22 protein-coding genes and 1 tRNA gene are annotated in these 20,947 nt (G+C 62.3%); 15 read left to right on the top strand and 8 right to left on the bottom strand.

Annotation, left to right across the window (positions count from 1 at the left end; all coding sequences use genetic code 11):
* Nucleotides 1-6: 6 nt before the first annotated feature.
* The 5 genes from rseP (at nt 7) to rpmE (ending at nt 5,447) form a co-directional block, all read left to right on the top strand.
* The gene (gene rseP / locus LCM24_RS01790) at nt 7-1,122 is read left to right on the top strand and encodes an RIP metalloprotease RseP (protein ID WP_224802499.1); all 1,116 of its coding nucleotides are present in this window, start codon (nt 7-9) and stop codon (nt 1,120-1,122) included.
* A gap of 133 nt (nt 1,123-1,255) precedes the next feature.
* Nucleotides 1,256-3,970 carry an outer membrane protein assembly factor BamA gene (gene bamA, locus LCM24_RS01785; RefSeq protein WP_224802498.1) on the top strand — a complete coding sequence of 905 codons (2,715 nt, stop codon included), beginning with the start codon at nt 1,256-1,258 and terminating at the stop codon, nt 3,968-3,970.
* The gene (locus LCM24_RS01780) at nt 3,970-4,653 is read left to right on the top strand and encodes an OmpH family outer membrane protein (protein ID WP_224802497.1); all 684 of its coding nucleotides are present in this window, start codon (nt 3,970-3,972) and stop codon (nt 4,651-4,653) included. The genes bamA and LCM24_RS01780 overlap by 1 nt, the downstream gene beginning before the upstream one ends.
* Before the next feature lie 22 nt (nt 4,654-4,675).
* Entirely contained in the window at nt 4,676-5,128 is a 453-nt protein-coding gene (gene fabZ, locus LCM24_RS01775; protein WP_224802496.1) for a 3-hydroxyacyl-ACP dehydratase FabZ, read from the top strand.
* A 94-nt stretch (nt 5,129-5,222) separates the two neighbouring features.
* Nucleotides 5,223-5,447 carry a 50S ribosomal protein L31 gene (gene rpmE, locus LCM24_RS01770; RefSeq protein ID WP_090481408.1) on the top strand — a complete coding sequence of 75 codons (225 nt, stop codon included), beginning with the start codon at nt 5,223-5,225 and terminating at the stop codon, nt 5,445-5,447.
* A gap of 60 nt (nt 5,448-5,507) precedes the next feature.
* Here rpmE and LCM24_RS01765 read toward each other — a convergent pair whose 3' ends face one another.
* The 3 genes from LCM24_RS01765 to LCM24_RS01755 form a co-directional block, all read right to left on the bottom strand.
* Nucleotides 5,508-5,825 (bottom strand): TraR/DksA family transcriptional regulator, encoded by a 318-nt coding sequence (locus LCM24_RS01765; protein ID WP_224802495.1) that lies wholly within the window; start codon nt 5,823-5,825, stop codon nt 5,508-5,510.
* A 64-nt stretch (nt 5,826-5,889) separates the two neighbouring features.
* A complete protein-coding gene (locus LCM24_RS01760) occupies nt 5,890-6,312 on the bottom strand; it encodes a GFA family protein (RefSeq protein WP_224802494.1) in 423 nt (140 codons plus the stop codon).
* Between the two features lies 1 nt (nt 6,313).
* The gene (locus LCM24_RS01755) at nt 6,314-6,949 is read right to left on the bottom strand and encodes a prolyl hydroxylase family protein (RefSeq protein ID WP_224802493.1); all 636 of its coding nucleotides are present in this window, start codon (nt 6,947-6,949) and stop codon (nt 6,314-6,316) included.
* A 196-nt stretch (nt 6,950-7,145) separates the two neighbouring features.
* On the opposite strand from LCM24_RS01755, the gene LCM24_RS01750 reads away from it, so the two are divergent.
* The 10 genes from LCM24_RS01750 (at nt 7,146) to LCM24_RS01705 (ending at nt 15,338) form a co-directional block, all read left to right on the top strand.
* Nucleotides 7,146-7,222 (top strand) — tRNA-His (locus LCM24_RS01750).
* A gap of 49 nt (nt 7,223-7,271) precedes the next feature.
* Entirely contained in the window at nt 7,272-8,339 is a 1,068-nt protein-coding gene (locus LCM24_RS01745; RefSeq protein ID WP_224802492.1) for a Glu/Leu/Phe/Val family dehydrogenase, read from the top strand.
* A 62-nt stretch (nt 8,340-8,401) separates the two neighbouring features.
* The gene (gene ccmC, locus LCM24_RS01740; RefSeq protein WP_224802491.1) at nt 8,402-9,124 is read left to right on the top strand and encodes a heme ABC transporter permease CcmC; all 723 of its coding nucleotides are present in this window, start codon (nt 8,402-8,404) and stop codon (nt 9,122-9,124) included.
* A 1-nt stretch (nt 9,125) separates the two neighbouring features.
* Nucleotides 9,126-9,281 carry a hypothetical protein gene (locus tag LCM24_RS01735; RefSeq protein ID WP_224802490.1) on the top strand — a complete coding sequence of 52 codons (156 nt, stop codon included), beginning with the start codon at nt 9,126-9,128 and terminating at the stop codon, nt 9,279-9,281.
* On the top strand, nt 9,278-9,739 hold the full coding sequence (gene ccmE / locus LCM24_RS01730) for a cytochrome c maturation protein CcmE (protein WP_224802489.1): 462 nt from the start codon (nt 9,278-9,280) through the stop codon (nt 9,737-9,739). Before LCM24_RS01735 ends, ccmE begins: the two co-directional genes overlap by 4 nt.
* Nucleotides 9,736-11,691 (top strand): heme lyase CcmF/NrfE family subunit, encoded by a 1,956-nt coding sequence (locus LCM24_RS01725; RefSeq protein WP_224802488.1) that lies wholly within the window; start codon nt 9,736-9,738, stop codon nt 11,689-11,691. The genes ccmE and LCM24_RS01725 overlap by 4 nt, the downstream gene beginning before the upstream one ends.
* Nucleotides 11,688-12,215: a DsbE family thiol:disulfide interchange protein gene (locus tag LCM24_RS01720; protein ID WP_224802487.1), complete on the top strand. Its 528-nt coding sequence runs from the start codon at nt 11,688-11,690 to the stop codon at nt 12,213-12,215. The genes LCM24_RS01725 and LCM24_RS01720 overlap by 4 nt, the downstream gene beginning before the upstream one ends.
* A gap of 20 nt (nt 12,216-12,235) precedes the next feature.
* A complete protein-coding gene (locus LCM24_RS01715) occupies nt 12,236-12,619 on the top strand; it encodes a cytochrome c-type biogenesis protein (RefSeq protein ID WP_224803440.1) in 384 nt (127 codons plus the stop codon).
* Nucleotides 12,616-13,263 carry a tetratricopeptide repeat protein gene (locus LCM24_RS01710; protein ID WP_224802486.1) on the top strand — a complete coding sequence of 216 codons (648 nt, stop codon included), beginning with the start codon at nt 12,616-12,618 and terminating at the stop codon, nt 13,261-13,263. The genes LCM24_RS01715 and LCM24_RS01710 overlap by 4 nt, the downstream gene beginning before the upstream one ends.
* 116 nt (nt 13,264-13,379) lie before the next feature.
* Nucleotides 13,380-15,338 carry a potassium transporter Kup gene (locus LCM24_RS01705; RefSeq protein WP_224802485.1) on the top strand — a complete coding sequence of 653 codons (1,959 nt, stop codon included), beginning with the start codon at nt 13,380-13,382 and terminating at the stop codon, nt 15,336-15,338.
* Nucleotides 15,339-15,534: 196 nt separating this feature from the next.
* On the opposite strand, the gene LCM24_RS01700 is transcribed toward LCM24_RS01705, so the two are convergent.
* Genes LCM24_RS01700 through LCM24_RS01680 form a run of 5 tightly spaced genes read right to left on the bottom strand, consistent with a single transcriptional unit; the run spans nt 15,535 to nt 20,831 of the window.
* Nucleotides 15,535-16,179, bottom strand: coding sequence for an inner membrane-spanning protein YciB (locus tag LCM24_RS01700; protein WP_224802484.1), 645 nt, complete (start codon nt 16,177-16,179; stop codon nt 15,535-15,537).
* Complete coding sequence (gene ftsY, locus LCM24_RS01695; RefSeq protein ID WP_090481444.1) at nt 16,179-17,102, bottom strand: signal recognition particle-docking protein FtsY; 924 nt, start codon at nt 17,100-17,102, stop codon at nt 16,179-16,181. The genes LCM24_RS01700 and ftsY overlap by 1 nt, the downstream gene beginning before the upstream one ends.
* Nucleotides 17,099-18,286: a MiaB/RimO family radical SAM methylthiotransferase gene (locus LCM24_RS01690; protein WP_224802483.1), complete on the bottom strand. Its 1,188-nt coding sequence runs from the start codon at nt 18,284-18,286 to the stop codon at nt 17,099-17,101. The genes ftsY and LCM24_RS01690 overlap by 4 nt, the downstream gene beginning before the upstream one ends.
* The gene (gene dapF / locus LCM24_RS01685; RefSeq protein WP_224803439.1) at nt 18,283-19,092 is read right to left on the bottom strand and encodes a diaminopimelate epimerase; all 810 of its coding nucleotides are present in this window, start codon (nt 19,090-19,092) and stop codon (nt 18,283-18,285) included. The genes LCM24_RS01690 and dapF overlap by 4 nt, the downstream gene beginning before the upstream one ends.
* Nucleotides 19,093-19,133: 41 nt before the next feature.
* Nucleotides 19,134-20,831, bottom strand: a complete 1,698-nt coding sequence (locus LCM24_RS01680; protein ID WP_224802482.1) for a putative bifunctional diguanylate cyclase/phosphodiesterase — start codon at nt 20,829-20,831, stop codon at nt 19,134-19,136.
* Between the last annotated feature and the right edge of the window lie 116 nt (nt 20,832-20,947).

The raw sequence follows: 20,947 nt of genomic DNA, 5'->3' as shown, positions 1-20,947 counted from the left end.
TTCTGGATGTACATCATCGGCTTCCCGCTGTTGCTGGGGCCGCTGGTGACGCTGCACGAACTCGGACACTATCTCGTGGGCCGCTGGTTCGGCGTCCACGCAGAGGCTTTTGCCGTGGGTTTCGGCAAGGAAATCGCGGGCTTCACCGACAAACGCGGCACTCGCTGGAAACTATGCGCGCTGCCGCTTGGCGGATACGTCCAGTTCAAGGGCGACATGAATCCCGCCAGCGTGCCGGACAAGGAAGCGATCGCTAACGCTTCCGCCGAAGAGCGCGAGGGCACTTTCCATCATGCCAGCCTGTGGAAGCGTTCGCTGATCGTCTTTGCCGGGCCGGCCATGAACATCATCGTGACCTTGGCGATTTTCACGAGCTTTTTCATGATCTTCGGCAAACCGGTCTCGCCGGATCCGGCGATGGAGACGACGATCACCGCCTTCGCCGAAGACTCAGCTGCTGAAGAAGCCGGACTGGAGATCGGCGATCGTATCGTGAGGGTGGATGGGAAGGAGGTCGCCAGCTTCTTCGACCTGCGCGAAGCGATCATCATGTATCCGGGGCGCACGCTGGATATCGAGGTCATCCGTGACGGAGATGTGCGGAACTTCGACGTCGTCCCGCGCACGATCAAGGCGGAGGACAGGTTCGGCAACGTCTCGACCATCGGACAGATCGGTATCCCGCCTGCCGTTACCGAGCGCCAGTTCGAAGGTGTGGGGCCTGGAGAGGCGGTCAATCTGAGCTTTGTCCAGACCGGCAAGCTGGTCGACATGATGGTGACCGGGATCAAGCAAATCGTGGTTGGCGAACGCTCTGTAAAAGAGCTCGGCGGGCCGGTGACGATCGGCAAGTTTGCAGGCGAACAGCTGAGCCTCGGCGCGCTGGCATTTTTCAACCTGGCAGCGCTGATCTCGCTTAACTTGGCATTCATCAACCTCCTGCCAATCCCGGCTCTCGACGGCGGGCACCTGGCTTTTTACGCGGCGGAAGCGATCCGTCGGAAACCGCTGGGCCCCCGTAGTACGGAGGTGGCCTACCGGGCCGGTGTGGCACTTGTGCTTGCGCTGATGATTTTCGTCACCTTCATAGATATCGCCAAACTCCCGTTCTTCGGGAATTAGGCGGGGAAAGGGCCGGGTGAAGGCGCGTCTGCGGCGTCACACGGCTTGATCGCGCGGCGCGCATGGGGCAGGGGGCCTTCAGGCGCTCCGCAAGGCGTCTTTTGTACTTTTGAGGACGGGAACTCCCTTGTCGATGACTGATTTTGCGAACGCCGCGAGCGAGACGAAACCATTTGGCACGCGGCTCGTCGCCGGACTGATGGCCGGTTCGGTGCTGGCGGGCATGCCCGCAGTAGCCCTGGCGCAGGATGCCGAAGAGGCCCAGGCAGCACAGACGGTAGAGCCGGTAGTCCAGCAGGATATCGTGCGTTCGATCGCCGTGGCAGGTGCCCAGCGCCTCGAGCCGCAGACGATTCTCTCCTACATCCGCTTGCGTCCGGGTGAGGAATACACCCAGGCAGTGGGCGACCAGGTCCTCAAGGACCTCTACGCGACCGAACTTTTCTCGAATGTCAGCGTGACCAACAATGCCGGTAACGTCGTCATCACGGTGACGGAAAACCCGGTTATCAACCGCATCATCCTGGAAGGGAATGCGCGGATCAAGAATGACAAGATCATTCCGGAAATCCGCCTCGCGCCGCGCCAGATCTTCACGCGTTCCAAGGTGCGTGCCGACGTTGCCCGCATTATCGAACTTTACAAGCGGCAGGGCCGCTTTGCCGCCACGGTAGAGCCGCAGCTCGTCCAGCTGAGCCAGAACCGCGTGGATATCGTCTTCGAGATCGAAGAAGGTCCCAAGTCGAAGATCCGCCAGATCAACATCATCGGCAACGAGGCCTTCTCGGACAGCGATCTGCGCGGCGAGATGGTGACCAAGCAATCGCGCCTCTGGACCTTCTTCAGCTCCAACACGAGCTACGACCCCGATCGCCTGGCGTTCGACCAGCAGCAGCTGCGCACCTTCTACCTCACTCAGGGCTACGCCGACTTCCGCGTCGTTTCCGCGGTTGCAGAGCTGACGCCCGACAAGGAAGATTTCATCATCACCTTCGTCGTCGAAGAGGGTGAGCGCTATAAGTTCGGGGACGTCAGCGTCGAAAGCGAACTGCGCGACTTCGACAGCGAAGCCATGACGGCTCGCCTGCCCATGCAGTCCGGCGACTGGTACGATGCCGAACGGGTCGAAGACACGGTCGAGCAGATGACCGAGCTGGCCGGCACCTTCGGCTATGCCTTTGCCGAAGTGGCGCCCCAGTTCACCAGGAACCCCGAAACCTTGACGATGGACGTCAACTTCGTCCTTCGCGAAGCTGACCGCACCTATGTCGAGCGTATCGACGTCAACGGCAACACGCTCACCCAGGACAAGGTGGTTCGCCGCGAATTCCGTGTCGCAGAAGGTGACGCGTTCAACTCGCTCGCCATCCGTCGCTCCGAAGCCCGCATCAAGTCGCTCGGCTACTTCCAGGAAAACTTCGAGATCACGCAGGTCGAAGGCAGCGCGCCCGACCGTATCGTGCTCGAAGCCAACATCGAAGAACAGCCGACTGGTGAACTCCAGCTTTCGGCCGGTTTCTCCTCCATCCAGAGCTTCATTCTTTCCGGCTCGATCCGCCAGCGCAACTTCCGCGGTCGCGGCCAGACGGTCGGCCTGAGCGTCAATTACTCCCGCTTCTCGAAGTCGGCCCAGATCAGCTTCTCCGAACCTTATGTGTTCGACCGGAATATCTCGATGGGCGCGGACATCTATCACCGCGAGTACGACAACGACTTCTTCGCCACCGATTTCAACCGCTACAAGCAGGCGCAGACCGGTTTCACCATGCGCGCCGGTGTTCCCCTTTCGGAATACATGTCGCTGATCGGCAGCTACACTTTCCAGTACGAAGACGTGTCGATCGGTGATGGCTTCTTCGAAGACACCGATGGCGATGGGGTCGCTGAATGTCTCCAGTCGCGCTTCATCTGTGAGGCCGTCGGCGAACGTACGGTTTCGATCCTCGGCACGACGCTGAATTACAACTCCCTCGATAGCCGGGTGCGCCCGACGCGAGGCGAGACAATCAGCGTGACCGGCGAATTTGCCGGCCTCGGCGGCAACGTGAAATACCTGCGGATGCGTTCGCAGATGGGCAAGTGGTTCAACCTCGGCAGCGGCCTGATCTTCTCGGTGAACGCCGAAGGTGGCTGGATTCGCGCCCTGAGCGAGAACGACACGCCGGGCTTCGACGACGTGCGCCTGACGGACCGCTTCTTCCTCGGCGAACCGCAGTTCCGCGGCTTCGATATCCGCGGTGTGGGACCTCGCGTGGTGCGTTTGCGCTACCTCGATGACGATGGCGATCCGACCACGGATCGTGTCCTTGAGACCATCGACCAGTTCCGCGAAACCAAGAATCGCGCTTTCGACGATGCGCTGGGCGGCAGGGCCTATTACCTCGCCCGTGCAGAACTCGAGATCCCGTTGGGCTCCGGTGCACGTGAAATGGGCATCCGCCCCTCGCTCTGGCTCGATGTGGGCTCGCTTTTCGCGATCGACCGTCCGCAGCTCGATGATTTCCCGAACAGCTTCCAGTCGCGCTCGGGCGGCATGCCGGTTTACTTCGGCCCGCTCTACGATGCCGACGGTAACCCGCAGCTCGACACTGACGGCAATCCTGTCTCCGGCAGCACATTCGATGCCGTGGACGCGGATGGAAACGCAAACACCCCGGTCCTCGACCCGAACGGCTTCTATCGCGAAGTCCTGTTCGGCGACAGCATCAGCCCGCGTATTACGGCGGGCATCGGTATCAACTGGAACTCGCCCTTCGGCCCGTTCAGGATCGATCTATCCCAGACGATTAAGAAGCAAGAGGGTGACGATACCAAGACCATTTCCTTCAATGTAGGAACGCAATTCTAATGAAACTGATTACCAAGTCTCTCGCAGCTGCGAGCCTCGCAACCGCTGCCATGGCGGCCACTTCGGCTGCCGCGCAGGTGAACGGCAACATCGGGATCGTCAGCGTCCCCGCTGCCGTCGCACAGGCTACCGCACGCACGACTGCCTACCAGCAGATCTCGACGACCTATGCCTCGCAGATTACGCAGATCCAGCAGAAGCAGCAGCAGATGCAGACGCTCCTGCAGCAGCTGGACACCAACAGCGACGGCCAGCTCGATCAGGCCGAGCAGCAGGCGGCGCAGAGCGCTCCGCAGGCTCAGCAGCTCCAGACGCTGGAAAACGAAACTGCACAGCTTTCGAACCAGATCGACGGTGCACGTATCTACGCGATCGAACAGATCCTGCTCCAGTATAACGCTGCGCTCCAGACCGTGGTTCAGCAGGATAACCTCCAGCTGATCCTTTCGCCCGATGCGGTTCAGTATTCCGCCCCGGCAGCGAACGTGACCCAGAAGGTCGTCGCAGCGCTCAATACGCGCGTGCCGTCGGTCCAGATCACCCCTCCGCAGGGCTGGCAGCCGGCGCAGCAGTCGGTCGCGATCTACCAGCAGATCCAGCAGATCCTGATGGTTGCCGCAGCCCGCCAGCAGCAGGCAGCCGCACAGCAGCAGACGCAGCAGCCGGCTGCAACCGGCCGCTAAGAACAGCATAGGGAGCAGGGGAATGAGCGATACCGGTTTCGACGTCGTCGAGGTGCTGAAGCGCCTGCCGCACCGCTATCCCCTGCTGCTTGTTGACCGGGTGAAAGAACTCGTCATCGACGAGCGTATTCACGCGGTGAAAGCGGTCAGTTTCAACGAAGACTTCTTCCAAGGACACTTCCCGGGCTCGCCGATCATGCCGGGCGTCCTCCAGATTGAGGCCCTGGCCCAGGCGGCTGGCGTACTCGCTGTCGAAAGCCTCGGGCTCGCAGGCTCGGGTAAGCTGGTGTATTTCATGGCGATCGAGAATGCGAAGTTCCGCGCGCCTGTGACACCTGGCGTCTTGCTCGATCTCGAGGCCGAATTCGTCCAGAAACGCGCCCGCGTCTGCAAATTCGCCGGCAAAGCCAGTGTCGAAGGCAAGGTCACCTGCGAAGTCAGCTTCACCGCAATGATCGCCGACGCACCCGAATAGGCTTGCAAATCTCTGCGCGCGGCGCTAACCGCGCGCCTTCTCCAAACACAGCTGGACCGGTCGGAACCGCTCCGAAGCTAGAAGGACGTTTATCATGAAGGCCGAAGGTCACCCCGATTACCACATGATCACGGTCAAGATGACCGATGGCACCGAATTCCAGACGCGCTCCACCTGGGGCAGCGAAGGCGAAACCCTGACGCTGGAAATCGACCCGACGAGCCACCCGGCATGGACCGGCGGCAAGCAGCAGCTTCAGGAAGGCGGCCGCGTCGCAGCCTTCAACAAGCGCTTCGGCGGCATCAGCCTCAAGAAGTAAGCTTTCGGGCATTACCGAATTCAAAGGGCGGTCCTGCGGGGCCGCCCTTTTTCGTTTCGGTCAGGCAGCACATTCGATGCAGCGCGTGGCGATCGGGCGCGCCTGCAGGCGGGCTTCGGCGATCGGCTTGCCGCAATTGGCGCAAGTGCCATAGGTGCCGTTTTCTATCCTCAGCAGTGCATTGCGCACCTGTCCGATTTCCGCGCGCAATACGTCGTCGACCCCTTCCAGAGCCTCGTCGTCGGCAAGGTCGATTGCCTGTTCGCCGAAATCGGCATCCAAGGGGTGCCGCAGATCATCCTCGATCACCTCTGCACGGTCGAGCAGATCGGCAAGGCGCCGTTCGAGCTGTTGTTTGAGGCCGCTGTAGTCGGTCATCGCGATTTCTCCCTTCGTCTCAGGGAGAATTAGCAATGGGCGGATTGCCCGTAATTGATACGGATCAATCTTCGTAGCGTTCGAAACGCATCACGCCGATGTAATTGTAGTCGCCGCTATCGGCCGGGTGGTTCTGTCCGTCGAAGACCTCGATCTCCGGCAGGTCGTAGATTGTCATGCCGTCGATGCAGGCAAGATTGAGACCGTAGTGATCGGGTTCCGATCGCAACTGGTGGAAGGGGTGGATACCGCATTTCGAGCAAAAGCGATGCTGCGCTTGCCCGCTTCCGAAAGTGTACAGGGTGAGGGCGTCCTCGCCGGCCGTGATCGTGCAATCGGCCATCGGCACGTCGACCATGACCACGCCCTTCATCGCACAGATCGTACAATTGCAGCGCCTGATTACCGGCGCGTTGGGCATGGTGAAGCGAAACCTCACCGTTCCGCAGTGGCAGCCGCCTTCGTGGATCTTTCCGCCTTCGATCATCCTACCAACCCCACGGCTTTTCGCGATACCATTTCGTTATGACGTATTTGACGCCGCGGCGCACTTTCATGCCATGATGGATCGTATTCGGGTTTTCCGAGCCATCGGGACGCATGTTGTTCCAGCACACCAGCTTGCCGGTTTCTGGTTGGAAGTTCTTCTTGATCGCCTTGAACCGCGTTGCGCCACCGGCTTCGACATCGTTGAGGTAGACCATGAAAGTCCAGGTGCGCTGGCCTGCGACGGAACAATATTTGTCCCAATCCTGTCCGTCGCGGTTGAAGTAGTCGCAGTGCGGTTTGAACTCCTGGCCCACATCGTAGCGCTGGCCTTGCAGCGGTTCGCCGTGGGTCGGATCGATACCGTTCAGAGCGCTGAACAACGCCTCCATCTCGCGAACCGCAGGTTCTTCCGGCTCGAGGTCGCAGGTCTCGCTGGTGCGGAAATATCGATCGTCCCCCGCATCTGCGAGAGTGGAAGGACGGCGATCCTTCTCGATCAGTTCGATCAGCGTTTCGCACAGGGAAGGGCTGACGAAATTTTTCAGCTGGAACAGCTCTAGCCTGTCCGAAGGAACACGTTGCACGCCCGGACGGGCTAACAGTGTTTCGGCAGAAGATTCGCCCGGTCCGATCATCGGCTCGCACGATAGTCGCGGGTGCAGCCGCTGCAAGGGGTCGTAAGATAGTTGCGTGCCAGACCCCGCACACGCTTTTTTCCCTTCCCATCGGGCGCACATTGTGCAACAGGCACGCGCCGTTGCGGAAGGCGGGTTGACGCCCGCTCGCCCGCGATTATGTGCCGCCTACCCGGCTGCGTTCCGGGGGCGTGTGGCGATCGTAGCTCAGTTGGTTAGAGCGCCGGTTTGTGGTACCGGAGGTCGCGGGTTCGAACCCCGTCGATCGCCCCATTTTCTCCCCTTCGCGCAGCATGTTGAACTCCTTGCAAGGGGCATAGCGATGACGGCTTTCTGGACCGAAACGGACTTTGACGATCACGAGCTCGTGCAGCTCGTTCGCGACCGGAAGAGCGGCCTGACTGCGATTATCGCGCTTCATTCCACGCATCTGGGCCCCGGCGCCGGTGGCACGCGCTTCTGGCACTATGCGGAGCCGGAGGCAGCCATGCGCGATGCCCTGCGCCTTTCACGCGGGATGAGTTACAAGAACGCCATGGCCGGCCTGCCGATGGGCGGCGGCAAGGCCGTCATCCTGGCGGATAGCGACAAGACCAAGACCCCCGAAATGCTCGCTGCCTTTGCAGACGCGGTCGACGCGCTTGGCGGCCAGTATGTGACTGCCGAAGACGTGGGTATCTCCGAAGCCGACATGGCAGCGGTAGCTCAGCGCACGCAGTACGTATCCGGACTGCCGGTCGAGGGCGAGGACGCTGCCGGTGGCGACCCCGGCCCGTTCACCGCGCTCGGCATTTTCCTCGGCATCAAGGCCGCTGTGAAGCACAAGCTTGGCAAGGATAGCATGGACGGTGTGCACGTCGCCCTCCAGGGGGTCGGCAGTGTCGGTGGCAGCGTTGCGAGGCTGCTGGCCAAGGAAGGCGCGAAGCTCACCCTTTCGGATATCAGCGAAGATCGCTGCCGTGCGCTGGCAACCGAACTCGATGCCGAATGCGTGGCAAGCGACGCGATCATGTCGGTCCCGTGCGACGTATTCAGCCCGAATGCGCTTGGCGCGATCCTCGATGACGAGGGTATCGGCCGACTCGATTGCAAGATCGTGGCGGGCGGCGCGAACAACCAGTTGAAACGGCCGGAGCATGGCCCGATGCTGGCGAAGCGTGGCATCCTCTATGCACCCGATTACGTCATCAACGCGGGCGGAATCATCTCCGTCACTCTCGAGTACCTGTGCCGCCAGGACGAAGCGCCGTGCGACATCAACGAGGTGCGCAAGCGTATCGCCCTCATTCCCGGGCGGCTGGAAGAAATCTGGCAGGAAAGCGACAAGACCGGCGAATCGCCCGATCAGGTTGCCGACCGCTTGGCGCAGGCCCTCATCGGGCGCGGATAGGCGCGATCTTCACTTGCGGGTCAGGCCTGCGCCTGTAAAAGCGCGGGCGACGGCTTTCGATCATGCACGGCTTCGCCAATCCCAAACGGTTCCTTTCCCTTGCGCAGTGGCTGACGCCGCTGTTGCTCGTGAGTGGCCTCATCGCGACGGCAGTCGCGTTGTTCTGGGGCGTCACCTCGGTTCCCCCTGATCGCCTGATGGGAGAGACCGTCCGCATTCTCTTCATCCACGTTCCAACAGCATGGCTTGGCATGGGCGGGTGGAGCGCGATTGCGATTTCCAGCCTCGTGTTTCTGGTATGGCGCCATCCGCTGGCCGCCATCGCCGCGCGAGCGGCAGCAGTACCTGGCCTCGTGTTCACTATTATCTGTCTCGCGACCGGCTCTATCTGGGGGCGGCCGACCTGGGGCACGTGGTGGGTGTGGGACGGACGATTGACCAGCATGCTTGTGCTGGCGTTCCTGTATCTCGCTTACATCGCGTTGGCGCAGGCTGCCGAACGCGAGGGCGTATCCGCGCGCATTCCGGCGATTTTCGGTCTGCTTGGCGCGGTCAACATCCCGATCATCAATCGCAGCGTCGTGTGGTGGAATTCGCTCCACCAGCCGCCCAGCATCACTATGGGCAAAAGCGCGATCGACGCGGTTTTCCTGCAGCCGCTGTTTCTGGCGGTACTCGGCTTCTCGCTGATTTTCGGCGGGGTAGTGCTTGCACGGATGCGTGCTCTTCTTGCCGACATACAGGCGGAAGCCCGCTTGCGGCGGCGCGCGCTGGAGGCGGACTGAAATGCGTGAAGCTCTCGACCAGTGGGATTTCGTGCTGGCGGCATATGTCGTGGCGGTCATCGGGACGCTGGGCATGATTGCCTGGAGCTGGATTGCGATGAAGCGCGCGGAAAGGCGCCGCGAGAACGTGCGTTCCGCCACGAGGAAAGCGCGATGAAGGCGAAACACCAAAGGCTGATCCTCATCGTCCTCGCCCTGATCGCTCTGATCGGCGCCGGACTGTTGGCAAGCTATGCCCTGCGCAACCAGGCCAGCTACTTCTACCTGCCCGAGCAAATGGCGGAAAATCCCCCCGAGCCCGGACAGGCCGTGCGTCTTGGCGGGATGGTCGAACCCGGTTCACTGGAAAAGCAGGCCGACGGCATCACCGTCACCTTTGCCGTAACCGGTCGCGAAAACTCCCGCATTCCCGTGCGGTTTGCCGGCATCCTTCCTGACCTCTTCGTCGAAGGGTCGGGCGTGGTGGCCGAGGGCCGCCTCGATGCAAGCGGAACCTTTGTCGCGGACAACCTGCTCGCCAAGCACGACGAGAATTACGTGCCGCGCGAACTGGAAGGCATGAGCGAACACCAGGCAGCCGAGATGGCCGAAGAGACCACGGTGGGCCTCGAATGATCGCAGAACTCGGTCATGCCGCGCTGTGGATGGCGGCGGCTTTGGCCGTCCTGCAACTGGTGGCAGGCGCACTCGGTATCCGTGATGGAGAAGACGAGGGCATCGCAATTCTCTCGCGTCCCGCTGCGATCCTTCAGGGAGGACTTGCTGCATTCGCCTTTGCGGCTTTGCTCTGGGTGTTTGCGATAACGGATCTTTCGGTCAAACTGGTGGCCGCAAATTCCCACTCGATGAAGCCGATGATCTTCAAGCTCTCTGGCGCATGGGGGAACCACGAAGGCTCCATGCTCCTGTGGGTTACGGTCATGGCGCTGGCCGGCGCATTGATTGCCGCGGTCGAACGACGCCTTCCGGAACGCACCATGCAGGCGACATTGGCGGCACAAGGCTTTGTCGCGCTGGGTTTCTATGCTTTCCTGTTGCTCAGCTCGAACCCGTTCGAGCGTCTGCCGATCCCTGCGGCTGAAGGGCAGGGGCTCAATCCGCTGCTGCAGGATATCGGTCTCGCCTTCCATCCGCCGACGCTCTATTTCGGCTATGTCGGACTGTCGGTAGCTTTCAGTTTCGCCGTCGGCGCCATGCTGACCCGATCCGTCACGCCCGATTTCGCTCGTGCCATGCGTCCTTGGGTGCTCGGCGCCTGGGTTCTCCTGACGCTTGGTATTACGGCCGGTAGCTATTGGGCCTATTACGAGCTCGGCTGGGGCGGCTGGTGGTTCTGGGACCCGGTCGAGAATGCGTCCCTAATGCCCTGGCTGGCAGCGACCGCGCTGCTCCATTCCGTCAGTGTCCTTGCGAGCCGCGATGCCTTGCGGGTCTGGACCATCATGCTGGGCGTGATCGCCTTCTCCATGAGCATGCTCGGGACTTTCCTGGTGCGCTCGGGCGTCCTGACCAGTGTGCACGCCTTCGCCGTCGATCCCGAACGTGGCAGCTTCATCCTGGCATTGCTCGCGATCTACATTGGGGGCGCTCTCCTCCTCTTCGCGCTGCGTGCCAACTCGATCAGCGAAGGGGAACGCTTTAGCGTGGCCAGTCGCGAGGGCGCGCTGGTTTTCAACAATGTCATGCTGAGCGCGATCCTTGCAGTGGTCCTTCTGGGGACGCTCTATCCGTTGCTGACCGAGGCCTTCGATGTGCGCGTGTCTGTCGGCCCGCCATATTTCAATCCGGTATCGGCGATATTCGCCCTGCCGATGCTGGCGGTCATGGCCGTGGGCCCGCTGCTGCGGTGGCGGCGCGACAGCTTCGGGCGCATTTCCAAGGAACTCGCGCTTATCGCCGCGATCATCGTCGCGGGGCTGATTTTCTTTGCTTTGTTCGAGGGCGTTGCGATCCTTCCGCTCTTGGGACTGGCGCTGGCAATCGCACTGGGCGTGGCAAGCTTCCTTCCACTGAGGGGACGCAACCTCCGACGCCTCCCGGTCTCGGTCTGGGGCATGGTGATGGCCCATTTCGGCATAGCCGTCGCCCTCTTCGGAATGGCCAGCGAAAGTGCGTTTTCAAGCGAGAAACTGGCAGCCCTGGAAGTCGGGCAGTCTACCCAGGTCGGACCTTGGGAAGTGACGCTGGATGGTATCGAACCGGTTGCCGGACCCAACTGGACCGCGATCGAAGGCCGGATGCTTGCCAGCTACAAGGGCGGTGAACCCAGCGAGATTGCGCCCCAGTCCCGCAATTTCTGGGCTCCGCCGCAACAGACCACGGAAAGCGTCCTACTCACTCGTTGGAATGGCCAGCTTTACGCTGTGATGGGTAGCGAGGCCGACGATGGCAGGTGGCAATTGCGCCTGTGGTGGAAGCCTTTCGTGACGCTGATCTGGTACGGCGGAGTGCTGATGGCGCTGGGCGGGGTGCTCGCGATCATCGGCCGCGTCCGCCGCGATCTGAAGCGCCGCTCGATCCGCCGGAAGATCGAGGTGCGCCGCGCCGATATGGAGGAATTGCGATGAACTGGCGTGTCTGGCTGCCTCTGATGCTCTTCGCGCTCTTCCTCGGCGTCGCGGCCTATCAGCTGACGCAGCCGAAGGACGACGTCGTCGCGAGCGGCATGATCGGACAGGAACTGCCCTATTTCGAACTGCCGCCTGCGCATTCCGAAAACCCCGGCGTCACCACGGCAGGCCTCAGGGACGGGAAGCCGCGTCTTCTCAATATCTGGGCGAGCTGGTGCCTGCCCTGTATCGCCGAGGCCCCGCAGCTTGAGGCCTTGAAGGAACAGGGCGCCGAGATCGTCGGCATCGCGATCCGTGATGATCCCGAAGACGTGGCGCAGTTCCTTGCGCGACACGGCAACCCCTATACCCGCATCGGGCGTGACGACCTTTCGGAAGTGCAGCTGGCTATCGGCTCTTCCGGTGTGCCCGAAACCTTCGTCATCGATGGCAACGGGGTGATCACTTACCAGCACATCGGCGACATCCGTGCGGATGACGTGCCCGTCCTGCTCGAGAAGCTGCGGGAAGCCGGCGCGTGAGACTGCTTGCGGCAATTCTCATGGCGGTAGTCGCCGTCCCGACGCTGGCGCAGGGCAGCGCGCCGCCTGCCCCTTACGCTTATCGCCAGTTGGACGATCCCGCGCAGGAAGCTGCGGCGCAGGAGTTGATGGAAACACTGCGCTGCCTGAAATGCCAGTCGCAATCGATCGCGGACAGCGACGCGCCGATGGCCGGCGACATGCGGCACCAGGTCCGCATACGGATCGCGGCCGGCGAGCAGCCGGAAGAAGTCCGCGCCTGGCTCATGCAACGCTATGGCGACTATGTCAGCTATGCCCCCGTGGTGAGTGCACGGACATGGCCGCTGTTCGTTCTGCCGATAGTCTTCCTCCTCGCCATTGCTGCGATATTGTGGCGCCGATTCGGTAAGGGCAAGGCATGACCTGGTTGCCGATCATCCTCCTCGCGCTTGTTGCTTTCGTGGCCGCCGTCGCTTTCCTGCGCCTGCCGCGCAGCTTGTGGACATTGCTCGGGGCGACGCTGATTTTCGGCCTGGCGGGCTACGCCATGCAGGGTTCGCCCGGTCAGGGTAGCGCTCCCAAGGCTGCGGTTGGTTCAGAGGCACAGAGCGGCGAACTCCTGGTCTCTGCCCGCCGCGAATTCTTCGGCGAGGGCCAATTGCCCAGCCGCTGGATCGTGACCGGGGACGGTTTCGCCCGCCGCGGAGACTATGCGCAGGCCACCGGTCTTTATGCGAATGCGATCAGTGAAAACCCTTCAGATACAGAGGCTTGGCTGGCAACGGGCATTGCGCTGGTCGAACATGCGGAAGGCAATCTGACGCCTGCGGCGATCTACGCATTCGAACGCGCTGCCAAGCTGCAACCGGAGAACGGCGGAGCGCGCTATTTCCTCGGCCTTTCCTGGCTTCGCGGCGGCGAGCCTGCCCGGACACGCGAACTTTGGCTGGAGGCGCTGGAAGCAGCGCCCGAGGATGCCGAGTGGCGCGAAGACTTTGAGATGAGGCTCGCTCGCCTCGACGCGCTGCTCGAAATGGCGGCGAGGCCTGCCGATCCCGATCGGTAACACCTTTGTCTGGGCCATTGCGAGCGTCGCGGGGCGGTGCTAAGCGCCGCGACCTTGCGAAGGACACAGACACTTCGCGGATAGGCGAATGACATTATGCGGCCGGAAACCCACCTTTGAGCACCGATAACACAACTCCAGTCGATACGGCTGCGGTCGATGGTGCGCGTCGTGAAGGCCCCGGCCAGGCGCATGGCCACGGCCACGGTGCTTCGAAGACCGCGCTGGCGGTCGGCGCTATAGGTATCGTCTTCGGCGATATCGGCACGAGCCCGCTTTACGCATTCCGCGAAACCTTCACCGGTGCTGCGAATATCGCCATCGACCGGATGCACGTCCTGGGCGTCGTCAGCCTGATTTTCTGGTCGATGCTGATCGTCGTGGCGATCCAGTATGTCACCATTCTCATGCGTGCGGACAACAAGGGGCAGGGCGGCAGCCTCGCTCTTGTTGCGCTGCTCAGCCGCCATATCGGCAAGTCGCGATGGGGCTGGCTGGTAGTCCTGCTGGGGGTATTCGCGACGTCGCTTTTCTATGGCGACTCTATGATTACCCCGGCGATTTCCGTCCTGTCCGCAGTCGAGGGCCTGACGGTGGTCGATCACCGGCTGGACCCGCTGGTCATACCGATCGCCCTTGTCCTTCTGGTCTGCCTGTTCCTGTTGCAAAGCCGCGGGACTGCGAAGGTGGGGGCGCTCTTCGCGCCGGTCATGATCGTCTATTTCGTGACCATTGCCGGACTGGGATTAAACCAGATCTGGCAGAATCCCGACATCCTGTGGGCCTTGAACCCCTATTACGCCTTCATGTTCTTCGTCACCGACGGCGTCGTGGCATTCCTCGCGCTGGGCGCGGTCGTGCTCGCGGTAACCGGTTCCGAAGCTCTTTATTCCGACATGGGGCACTTCGGCCGCGGACCGATGCGCCTGAGCTGGTTCGGCTTCGTGATGCCGTGCCTGTTGCTGAACTATTTCGGGCAGGGCGCGATGATTGCGGGGCTCCCGCCGGAGCAGGCGGCCATTGCCGCGGCGAACCCCTTCTTCCTGCTGGCGAGCGAGGAATATCGCCTGCCGCTGGTTATCCTCGCCACCATGGCGACGTTCATCGCCAGCCAGGCGGTTATCTCCGGCGCGTTCTCGATTACCCACCAGGCCATGCAGCTGGGCTTCATGCCGCGCATGTCGATCCGCCACACCAGCGAGACCGAGGCAGGCCAGATCTACATCCCGGTTATCAACTGGGCGCTGATGGTGGCGGTCATCATCCTCGTTCTTACCTTCCAGAACTCGTCCAACCTCGCCAGCGCCTACGGGATTGCGGTGACCGGTGCGGTGACCATCGACACGCTGCTTATGGGCGTGCTGTTCGTCGGGGTGTGGAAATGGAAGTGGTGGTACGCTCTGCCCGTGGTGACTTTCTTCCTGATCGTCGACGGCGCCTATTTCGCGGCCAATCTCGTCAAGATCCCGGATGGCGGCTGGTTCCCGCTGGTCGTCGGCCTTGTGGCGTTCACGCTGCTCACCACCTGGGCGCGCGGACGCAAGCTGATGCGCGAACGGATGAGCGAGACGGCGCTTCCCATCGAAATCTTCGCCAAGAGCGCCAAGAACAGTGCCACCCGCGTGCCCGGTACGGCGATCTTCATGGCCAGCCAGACGGCTGGCGTTCCCTCCGCGCTGCTGCACAACATCAAGCACAACAAGGTGCTGCACGAGCGGGTGGTGATCCTGACCGTGCTGATCGACGACACCCCCTATGTCGACGCCAGCGAACGTTGCGAGATGGTCGATCTGGGCGACGGTTTCTACCGTGCCGTTCTGCACTACGGCTTCATGCAGGAAACCGACGTGCCGCAGGGCTTGAAGGAAATGGGCCGGTGCGGCGGCGAGTTCGACATGATGCACACAAGCTTCTTCCTGTCGCGCCAGACGCTCTTGCCCAGCGAGAAACCGGGCATGCCGATCTGGCGCGAGAAGATCTTCGCCTGGATGCTGAGGAATGCGGCGACCGCGATGGACTTTTTCAGGCTGCCGACCAACCGCGTGGTCGAGCTTGGCAGCCAGGTCGAGATTTGACGCTGACGTAAGAGGTCGGGGTGACAAAGGCGACACTCTGTCAACTTCCGGATTTGGCTTTATTACACTGAATTGGAAGCGAAATTCTCGCGCCCGACAGGGTGACAGGTCGCTGCGTCGCTACTTCTGGATCGGTCGGTAATGCCATTGGGCATCTCTGCCGCAGGGCGCCCGCAGTAGGAAAGCGTTTCCCCGATCACCCAGTCGGCGGTTCGTCCTGCATGACCTCGTCGGCATCCTCGAACGAGAGGCCGTGGCGCAGCAGCATGGGTAGCTGCGTGAAGGTGAACAGGAAGGTCAGCGGCAGGAAGACCCACAGCTTCGCCCAGAGCCAGCCTTCGAAGCTCATCGTGCGCACCAGCACCTCGTTGAGGCCTGCCAGCGCGAAGAAGAAGAAACCCCAATTGCGCGACAGCTTGAGCCAGCCCTCATGGGTGACGCCCTCGAAGGCGGCTTCGAGCAGGACCTGAAGCCACGCCCGGTTACGCAGCCAGCCGATTATCAGGACCACGCCGAACAGCAGGTAGATCGCCGTCGGCTTGAACTGGATGAAGCGCTCGTCCTGCAGCCAGATCGTCAATGCGCCGAAGCCCACAATCAGCGTCGTCGACAGGATCAGCATCGGGCTGACCTTGCCGAACTTCCATTTGCTGAAGGCGAGGGCGACCACGGCGGCGACCATGAAGGCGATCGTGCCGTATATCACTGCCGCAATCTCGCCGAATGTCGAGGTCTCGGGCGGTTCGTAGAGCTTGTAGACACCGAGGAAGACCAGCAGCGGGCCGTAATCGACCAGCGTATGCAGCCAGCCGGTTTTCTGTTTGGGTTTCGCTTCGCTCATCAGGCAATTCCCGCAATGACGCGCGCCACGAGGTCGGGATCGAAGGGGCGCAAATCGTCGATCTTTTCGCCGACGCCAATGGCGTGGATCGGCAGGCCGTATTGTTCCGCCGCCTGCACCAGCACGCCGCCGCGCGCGGTTCCGTCGAGCTTCGTCATGACGAGACCGGTGACGCCTGCCACTTCCTTGAAGACGTCGATCTGGGACAGTGCGTTCTGGCCGTTGGTGGCATCGAGCACCAGCACCACGTCATGCGGCGCTTCGGGGTTGAGACGGCCGAGGACTTTGCGGATCTTGGCCAGCTCGTCCATCAGCTCGCGCTTGTTCTGCAGGCGACCGGCGGTATCGACGATCAGCACATCGGTGCCGATCTCGGTGCCCTTCTTGACCGCGTCGAACACGATCGAGGCGGGGTCGCCGCCTTCCGGGCCGCGCACTATGGGTACGCCCACGCGGTCAGCCCAGGTCTGGAGCTGGCCGATGGCGGCCGCGCGGAACGTATCTCCGGCGGCGAGCATGACGTTGTAATCGTCCTCGACGAAAAGGTGCGCGAGCTTGGCGATGGTGGTCGTCTTGCCACTGCCGTTCACCCCGATCACGAGCAGGACCTGCGGACGCGGGAAGGCCGTGATTTCGAGCGGCTTTGCAACGGGGCGCAGGATTGCGGCGATTTCCTCGGCGACCGCTTCCTTTAGTTCCTGCGCGCTGATTTCCAGGCCGAAACGCTTGTCGCGCAGTTTCTCGCGAATGCGCGCAGCAGCGCTCGGGCCGAGGTCGGACATGATGAGAGCATCCTCGACATCGTCGAGTGTCGCATCGTCCAGCTTCGCCTTGCTGACGACTTCGGTCAGGTTTTCGGACAGGCGTTCCGACGTCTTCTTGAAGCCGCCGAACAGGCGCTCGGTCCAGCTGGGTTTGCTCATGCCAGGAGGTCGTCCTCGAATTTGGTGGGGGTGATCGTGACGATCTGCCCCGGCTCGGTACCGGCGGGCATGTCCACCCGCGCGAAGTTTTCCGCATAGCCAGTGCCGTCGCGTTCCGCGAGGACATTGAGTGGCTTATCGACGAGCGTTGCCAGCCATTCTGCACGGGTCTTCGACACTGCCTCGCGCAGTTCGGCAGCGCGCTGCTTGATCGTCGCGCGGTCCAGTTGCGGCATCCGCGCTGCGGGGGTGCCGGGGCGGGGCGAATAGGGGAAGATGTGACCGTGCACGATGCCGAGCTCGCGAATGATCGAGAGATTGGCCTCGTGGTGCTCCTCGGTCTCGGTCGGAAAACCGGCGATGAGGTCGGCACCAACGGCGAGATCGGGGCGGCGGTCCTTCAGGCGACGCACCAGATCGACCGCATCGGCGCGGCTGTGGCGGCGCTTCATGCGCTTGAGGATGAGATCGTGCCCATGCTGCATGGACAGGTGGAGATGCGGCATCAGGCGCGGCTCGCCGGCGAACAGTTCGAACAGGGCCTCGTCGATCTCGATGCCGTCGAGCGACGACATTCTGAGACGGGGCAGGGTGGGGAATGCGTCGAGCACGGCGCGCACCATCGCGCCCAACTGCGGCTTGCCTGGAAGGTCGTGACCCCACGAGGTGACATCGACGCCGGTCAGCACCACCTCGGCAGCGCCCTGGTCCACGTGGAGGGCTACTTCGCGGATCACCTCGTCGACGGACATCGAGCGGCTGGCACCGCGCCCCTGCGGGATGACGCAAAAGGTGCAGGCGTGGTCGCAGCCGTTCTGCACGGCCACGAAGGCACGCGTGCGGCGCTTGGGGACGGGCGGAGCTTGCGCCGGGACGTTCCATGCGCGCGGGTCGAGCTTGGCGTCATTGGCGATGAGGCCATCGACCTCGGGCATGGCGGCCAGCTCGTCGCGCTCGATCTCGGCGGCGCATCCGGTGACCAGCAGGCGGGCATCGGGATTGGCGCGGCGCGCGCGGCGGATGGCCTGCCGCGTCTGTCGCACTGCCTCGCTGGTGACCGCGCAGCTGTTGACCACGACGAGGTTTTCCTCGCCTGCCAGCATGGTGCGCATCCGCTCGCTTTCGGAGATGTTGAGGCGGCAGCCCAGCGACACGATCTGCGGCCTTCTGGCGGGCGCGTTCATGCGTAGTCGTCCCACTCGAAAGAACCGCGGAAGCTTTCGCTGGCAGGGCCGGTCATGCGAATGGTTTCGCCCTCGCTCCAGGCGATCTGCAGGTCGCCTCCGGGCAGGGCAACGGTCACGTCACTATCGACGAGCCGTCGGCGCATGGCATGGACTGCCGTCGCGCAGGCACCCGTACCGCACGCCTTGGTCAGGCCCGCGCCGCGTTCCCACACGCGCAGCCTGATCCTGCTGCGGTCTTCGATGGTCGCGACGTTCACGTTCACGCGTTCGGGGAACAGCGGGTCATTTTCGATCTCCGGTCCCAGCCGGTCGAGCGGGACCGCATCGCAATCGTCCACGAAGAAGATCACATGCGGATTGCCGACATTCACCACCCCGGGATTTTCCAGCATTTCCCAGCTGACGGGCATGGACAGCGTGTCCATGGGATAGGCGAGCGGGATCGCATCCCAGTCGAAGCGCGGCCCGCCCATGTCGACGCTGGCACCGCCGTCGCGCGGCGAGGCTGCCAGCATGCCGCCAGCCGTCTCGATCGTAGCGTCACTGCCATGCAGCATGGCAACAGCGCGTGTTGCGTTGCCGCACGCGCCCACTTCACTCCCGTCATGATTGTAAATCCGCATGCGGAAATCTGCATTTTCGCTGGGCTGCAACAGGATCAGCTGGTCGCAACCGATACCGGTATGCCGGTCGGCGATACCGCGAGCGATATTCTCTTCCAGATCGGGCAGGGCATTCTCGCGCGCATCGAGCACGACGAAATCATTGCCTAGTCCATGCATCTTGATGAAGGGAATGCGCATCTTGGCGCGCATCTATGCCTTCGGGGGGCTATCGTAAAGTATCAGCCCGCGCGCTTGCCGCTCTCGGCCTTGTCGTCGCGTTTCTTGCGCTCGGCCTCGAGGTCGAGGACATCGTCGCTTTCCGAGGCCAGGAGTTCCTGTGCCGACAGCCGCTCGAGCACCTTCGCTGCGGGTTCGGGGCGGCCATAGTGGTAGCCCTGGCCCTTCATGCGGCCCATGGTCTTGAGAACTTCGTGGATCGCCTCGTTCTCGATGCCTTCGGCCGTGATCGGCAATTTCAGGCCATCGCTCATCGCCACGATCGCATCGACCAAGGCAGTGTTGTTCTCGTCAGCGCGCAACTCGCTGATGAACGTGCGGTCGATCTTGAGGCGGTCAAAGGGGAGGCTGCGCAGCTGCGACAGGCTGGAATAGCCGGTCCCGAAATCGTCGAGGCTGACGTGAACGCCCTGATTGCGCAGGGATGTGATCATAGAGCGCACCATGCCGATGTTTTCATGGAGGCAGGTCTCGGTGATTTCGATATCCAGGCGGTGCGGCGGGAAACGGTGCTTGACGAGTAGCTTCAGCACCTTCTGGGCGAACCACGGATCGCGCATCTGCACGGGCGAGATGTTGACCGACAGGGTCAGTTGGTGATCCCACTGCTTCGCGTCTTCGAAAGCCTGCGCGATCAGTTTTTCGGACAATTCGCCAATGACACCGATCTCTTCCGCGATCGGAATGAAGATGTCCGGCCCCACCACGCCCAGTTCCGGCGATTCCCAGCGCGCGAGCATTTCGAAACCGACCAGCTTGTCGGTCTCTAGGTCGATTTGCTGTTCGTAATAGGGGACGAATTCCCCATTCGCGATGCCGGCGCGAATGCCCGATTCCAGCTTGTTGCGGAACCGCAGCTCGTTTTCCATCGGCGCTTCGAACCAGTAGAAGCGGTTCTTACCCTGCTTCTTGGCGTGATACATGGCGATATCCGCCTTGTGCATCAGGTCCTGCGCGCCGCTCGATCCTTCGGTGTGGGAGTCCAGGTGGATTGAGCTGGCGATGCCAATCGAAACGGTGACATCCAAGGCGATATCGTCGTGGCTTACCGCGGTTGCTACACGGTCGACCATTCGCGTCGCCAGATGCTCGATCCGGTCAGGCGCAGATGCGTGGTAAGGCACCACGCACAGGAATTCGTCGCCGCCGATCCGGGCAAGCACACCGCCTGCGGGAAGAACCCGCTGCAGCCTTTCCGCGGTCGCCCGCAGGACTGCGTCGCCTGCCGCATGGCCGTTGAGATCGTTGACCTGCTTGAAATTGTCGAGGTCGACCGCAATCGCGGCCAGCGCCCGCTCGGAATTGCATTCCTGTTCGAGGAGGATCGCGAGCCGTGCCGCGAAACTGCGGCGGTTGAGGCATCCGGTAAGATCGTCGATCTCGGCGAGGCGGCGGGCTTCCTCTTCGGACTGGCGACGCTCTGCCAGCTCGGCATTCAGCGCCTTGTAACGCCGCCATCCAAGCAGGATGAGCGCAATGTTGAGAATGAGGGCATTGGTAAGGACCGCATCGGGACCGCCGACCGATCCGCTCCACGTCTTGATGATGTTGGGCAGGGCGACGCCGGCGGTGCCGACGAACAGGATCATCGCGGCAAAGGCGATCCCCTGCGTGACCAGGTCGTGGCGTGTCGATCCCGCGAGGTCATGCGATGCACGTTCCGGCTGGTCCTGCCGCAATCCTGAGATGTTCTTGCCCAAAAGGTCCCCCGGACACACTCGTGTTTCATGCGTGCCTAAGGGACGATGTCTAAAAAGCCGTTAACCGGAACCCGCTGTCGCGGCGCGCTTTCTGGCCAAATGGCGTCCTGCGCGCT

Source organism: Qipengyuania aquimaris, from assembly GCF_020171965.1.
GTDB classification, from domain to species: domain Bacteria; phylum Pseudomonadota; class Alphaproteobacteria; order Sphingomonadales; family Sphingomonadaceae; genus Qipengyuania; species Qipengyuania aquimaris_A.
The sequence above is the reverse complement of the archived record's forward strand: the minus strand, read 5'-3'. Positions and strand labels throughout refer to the sequence as shown.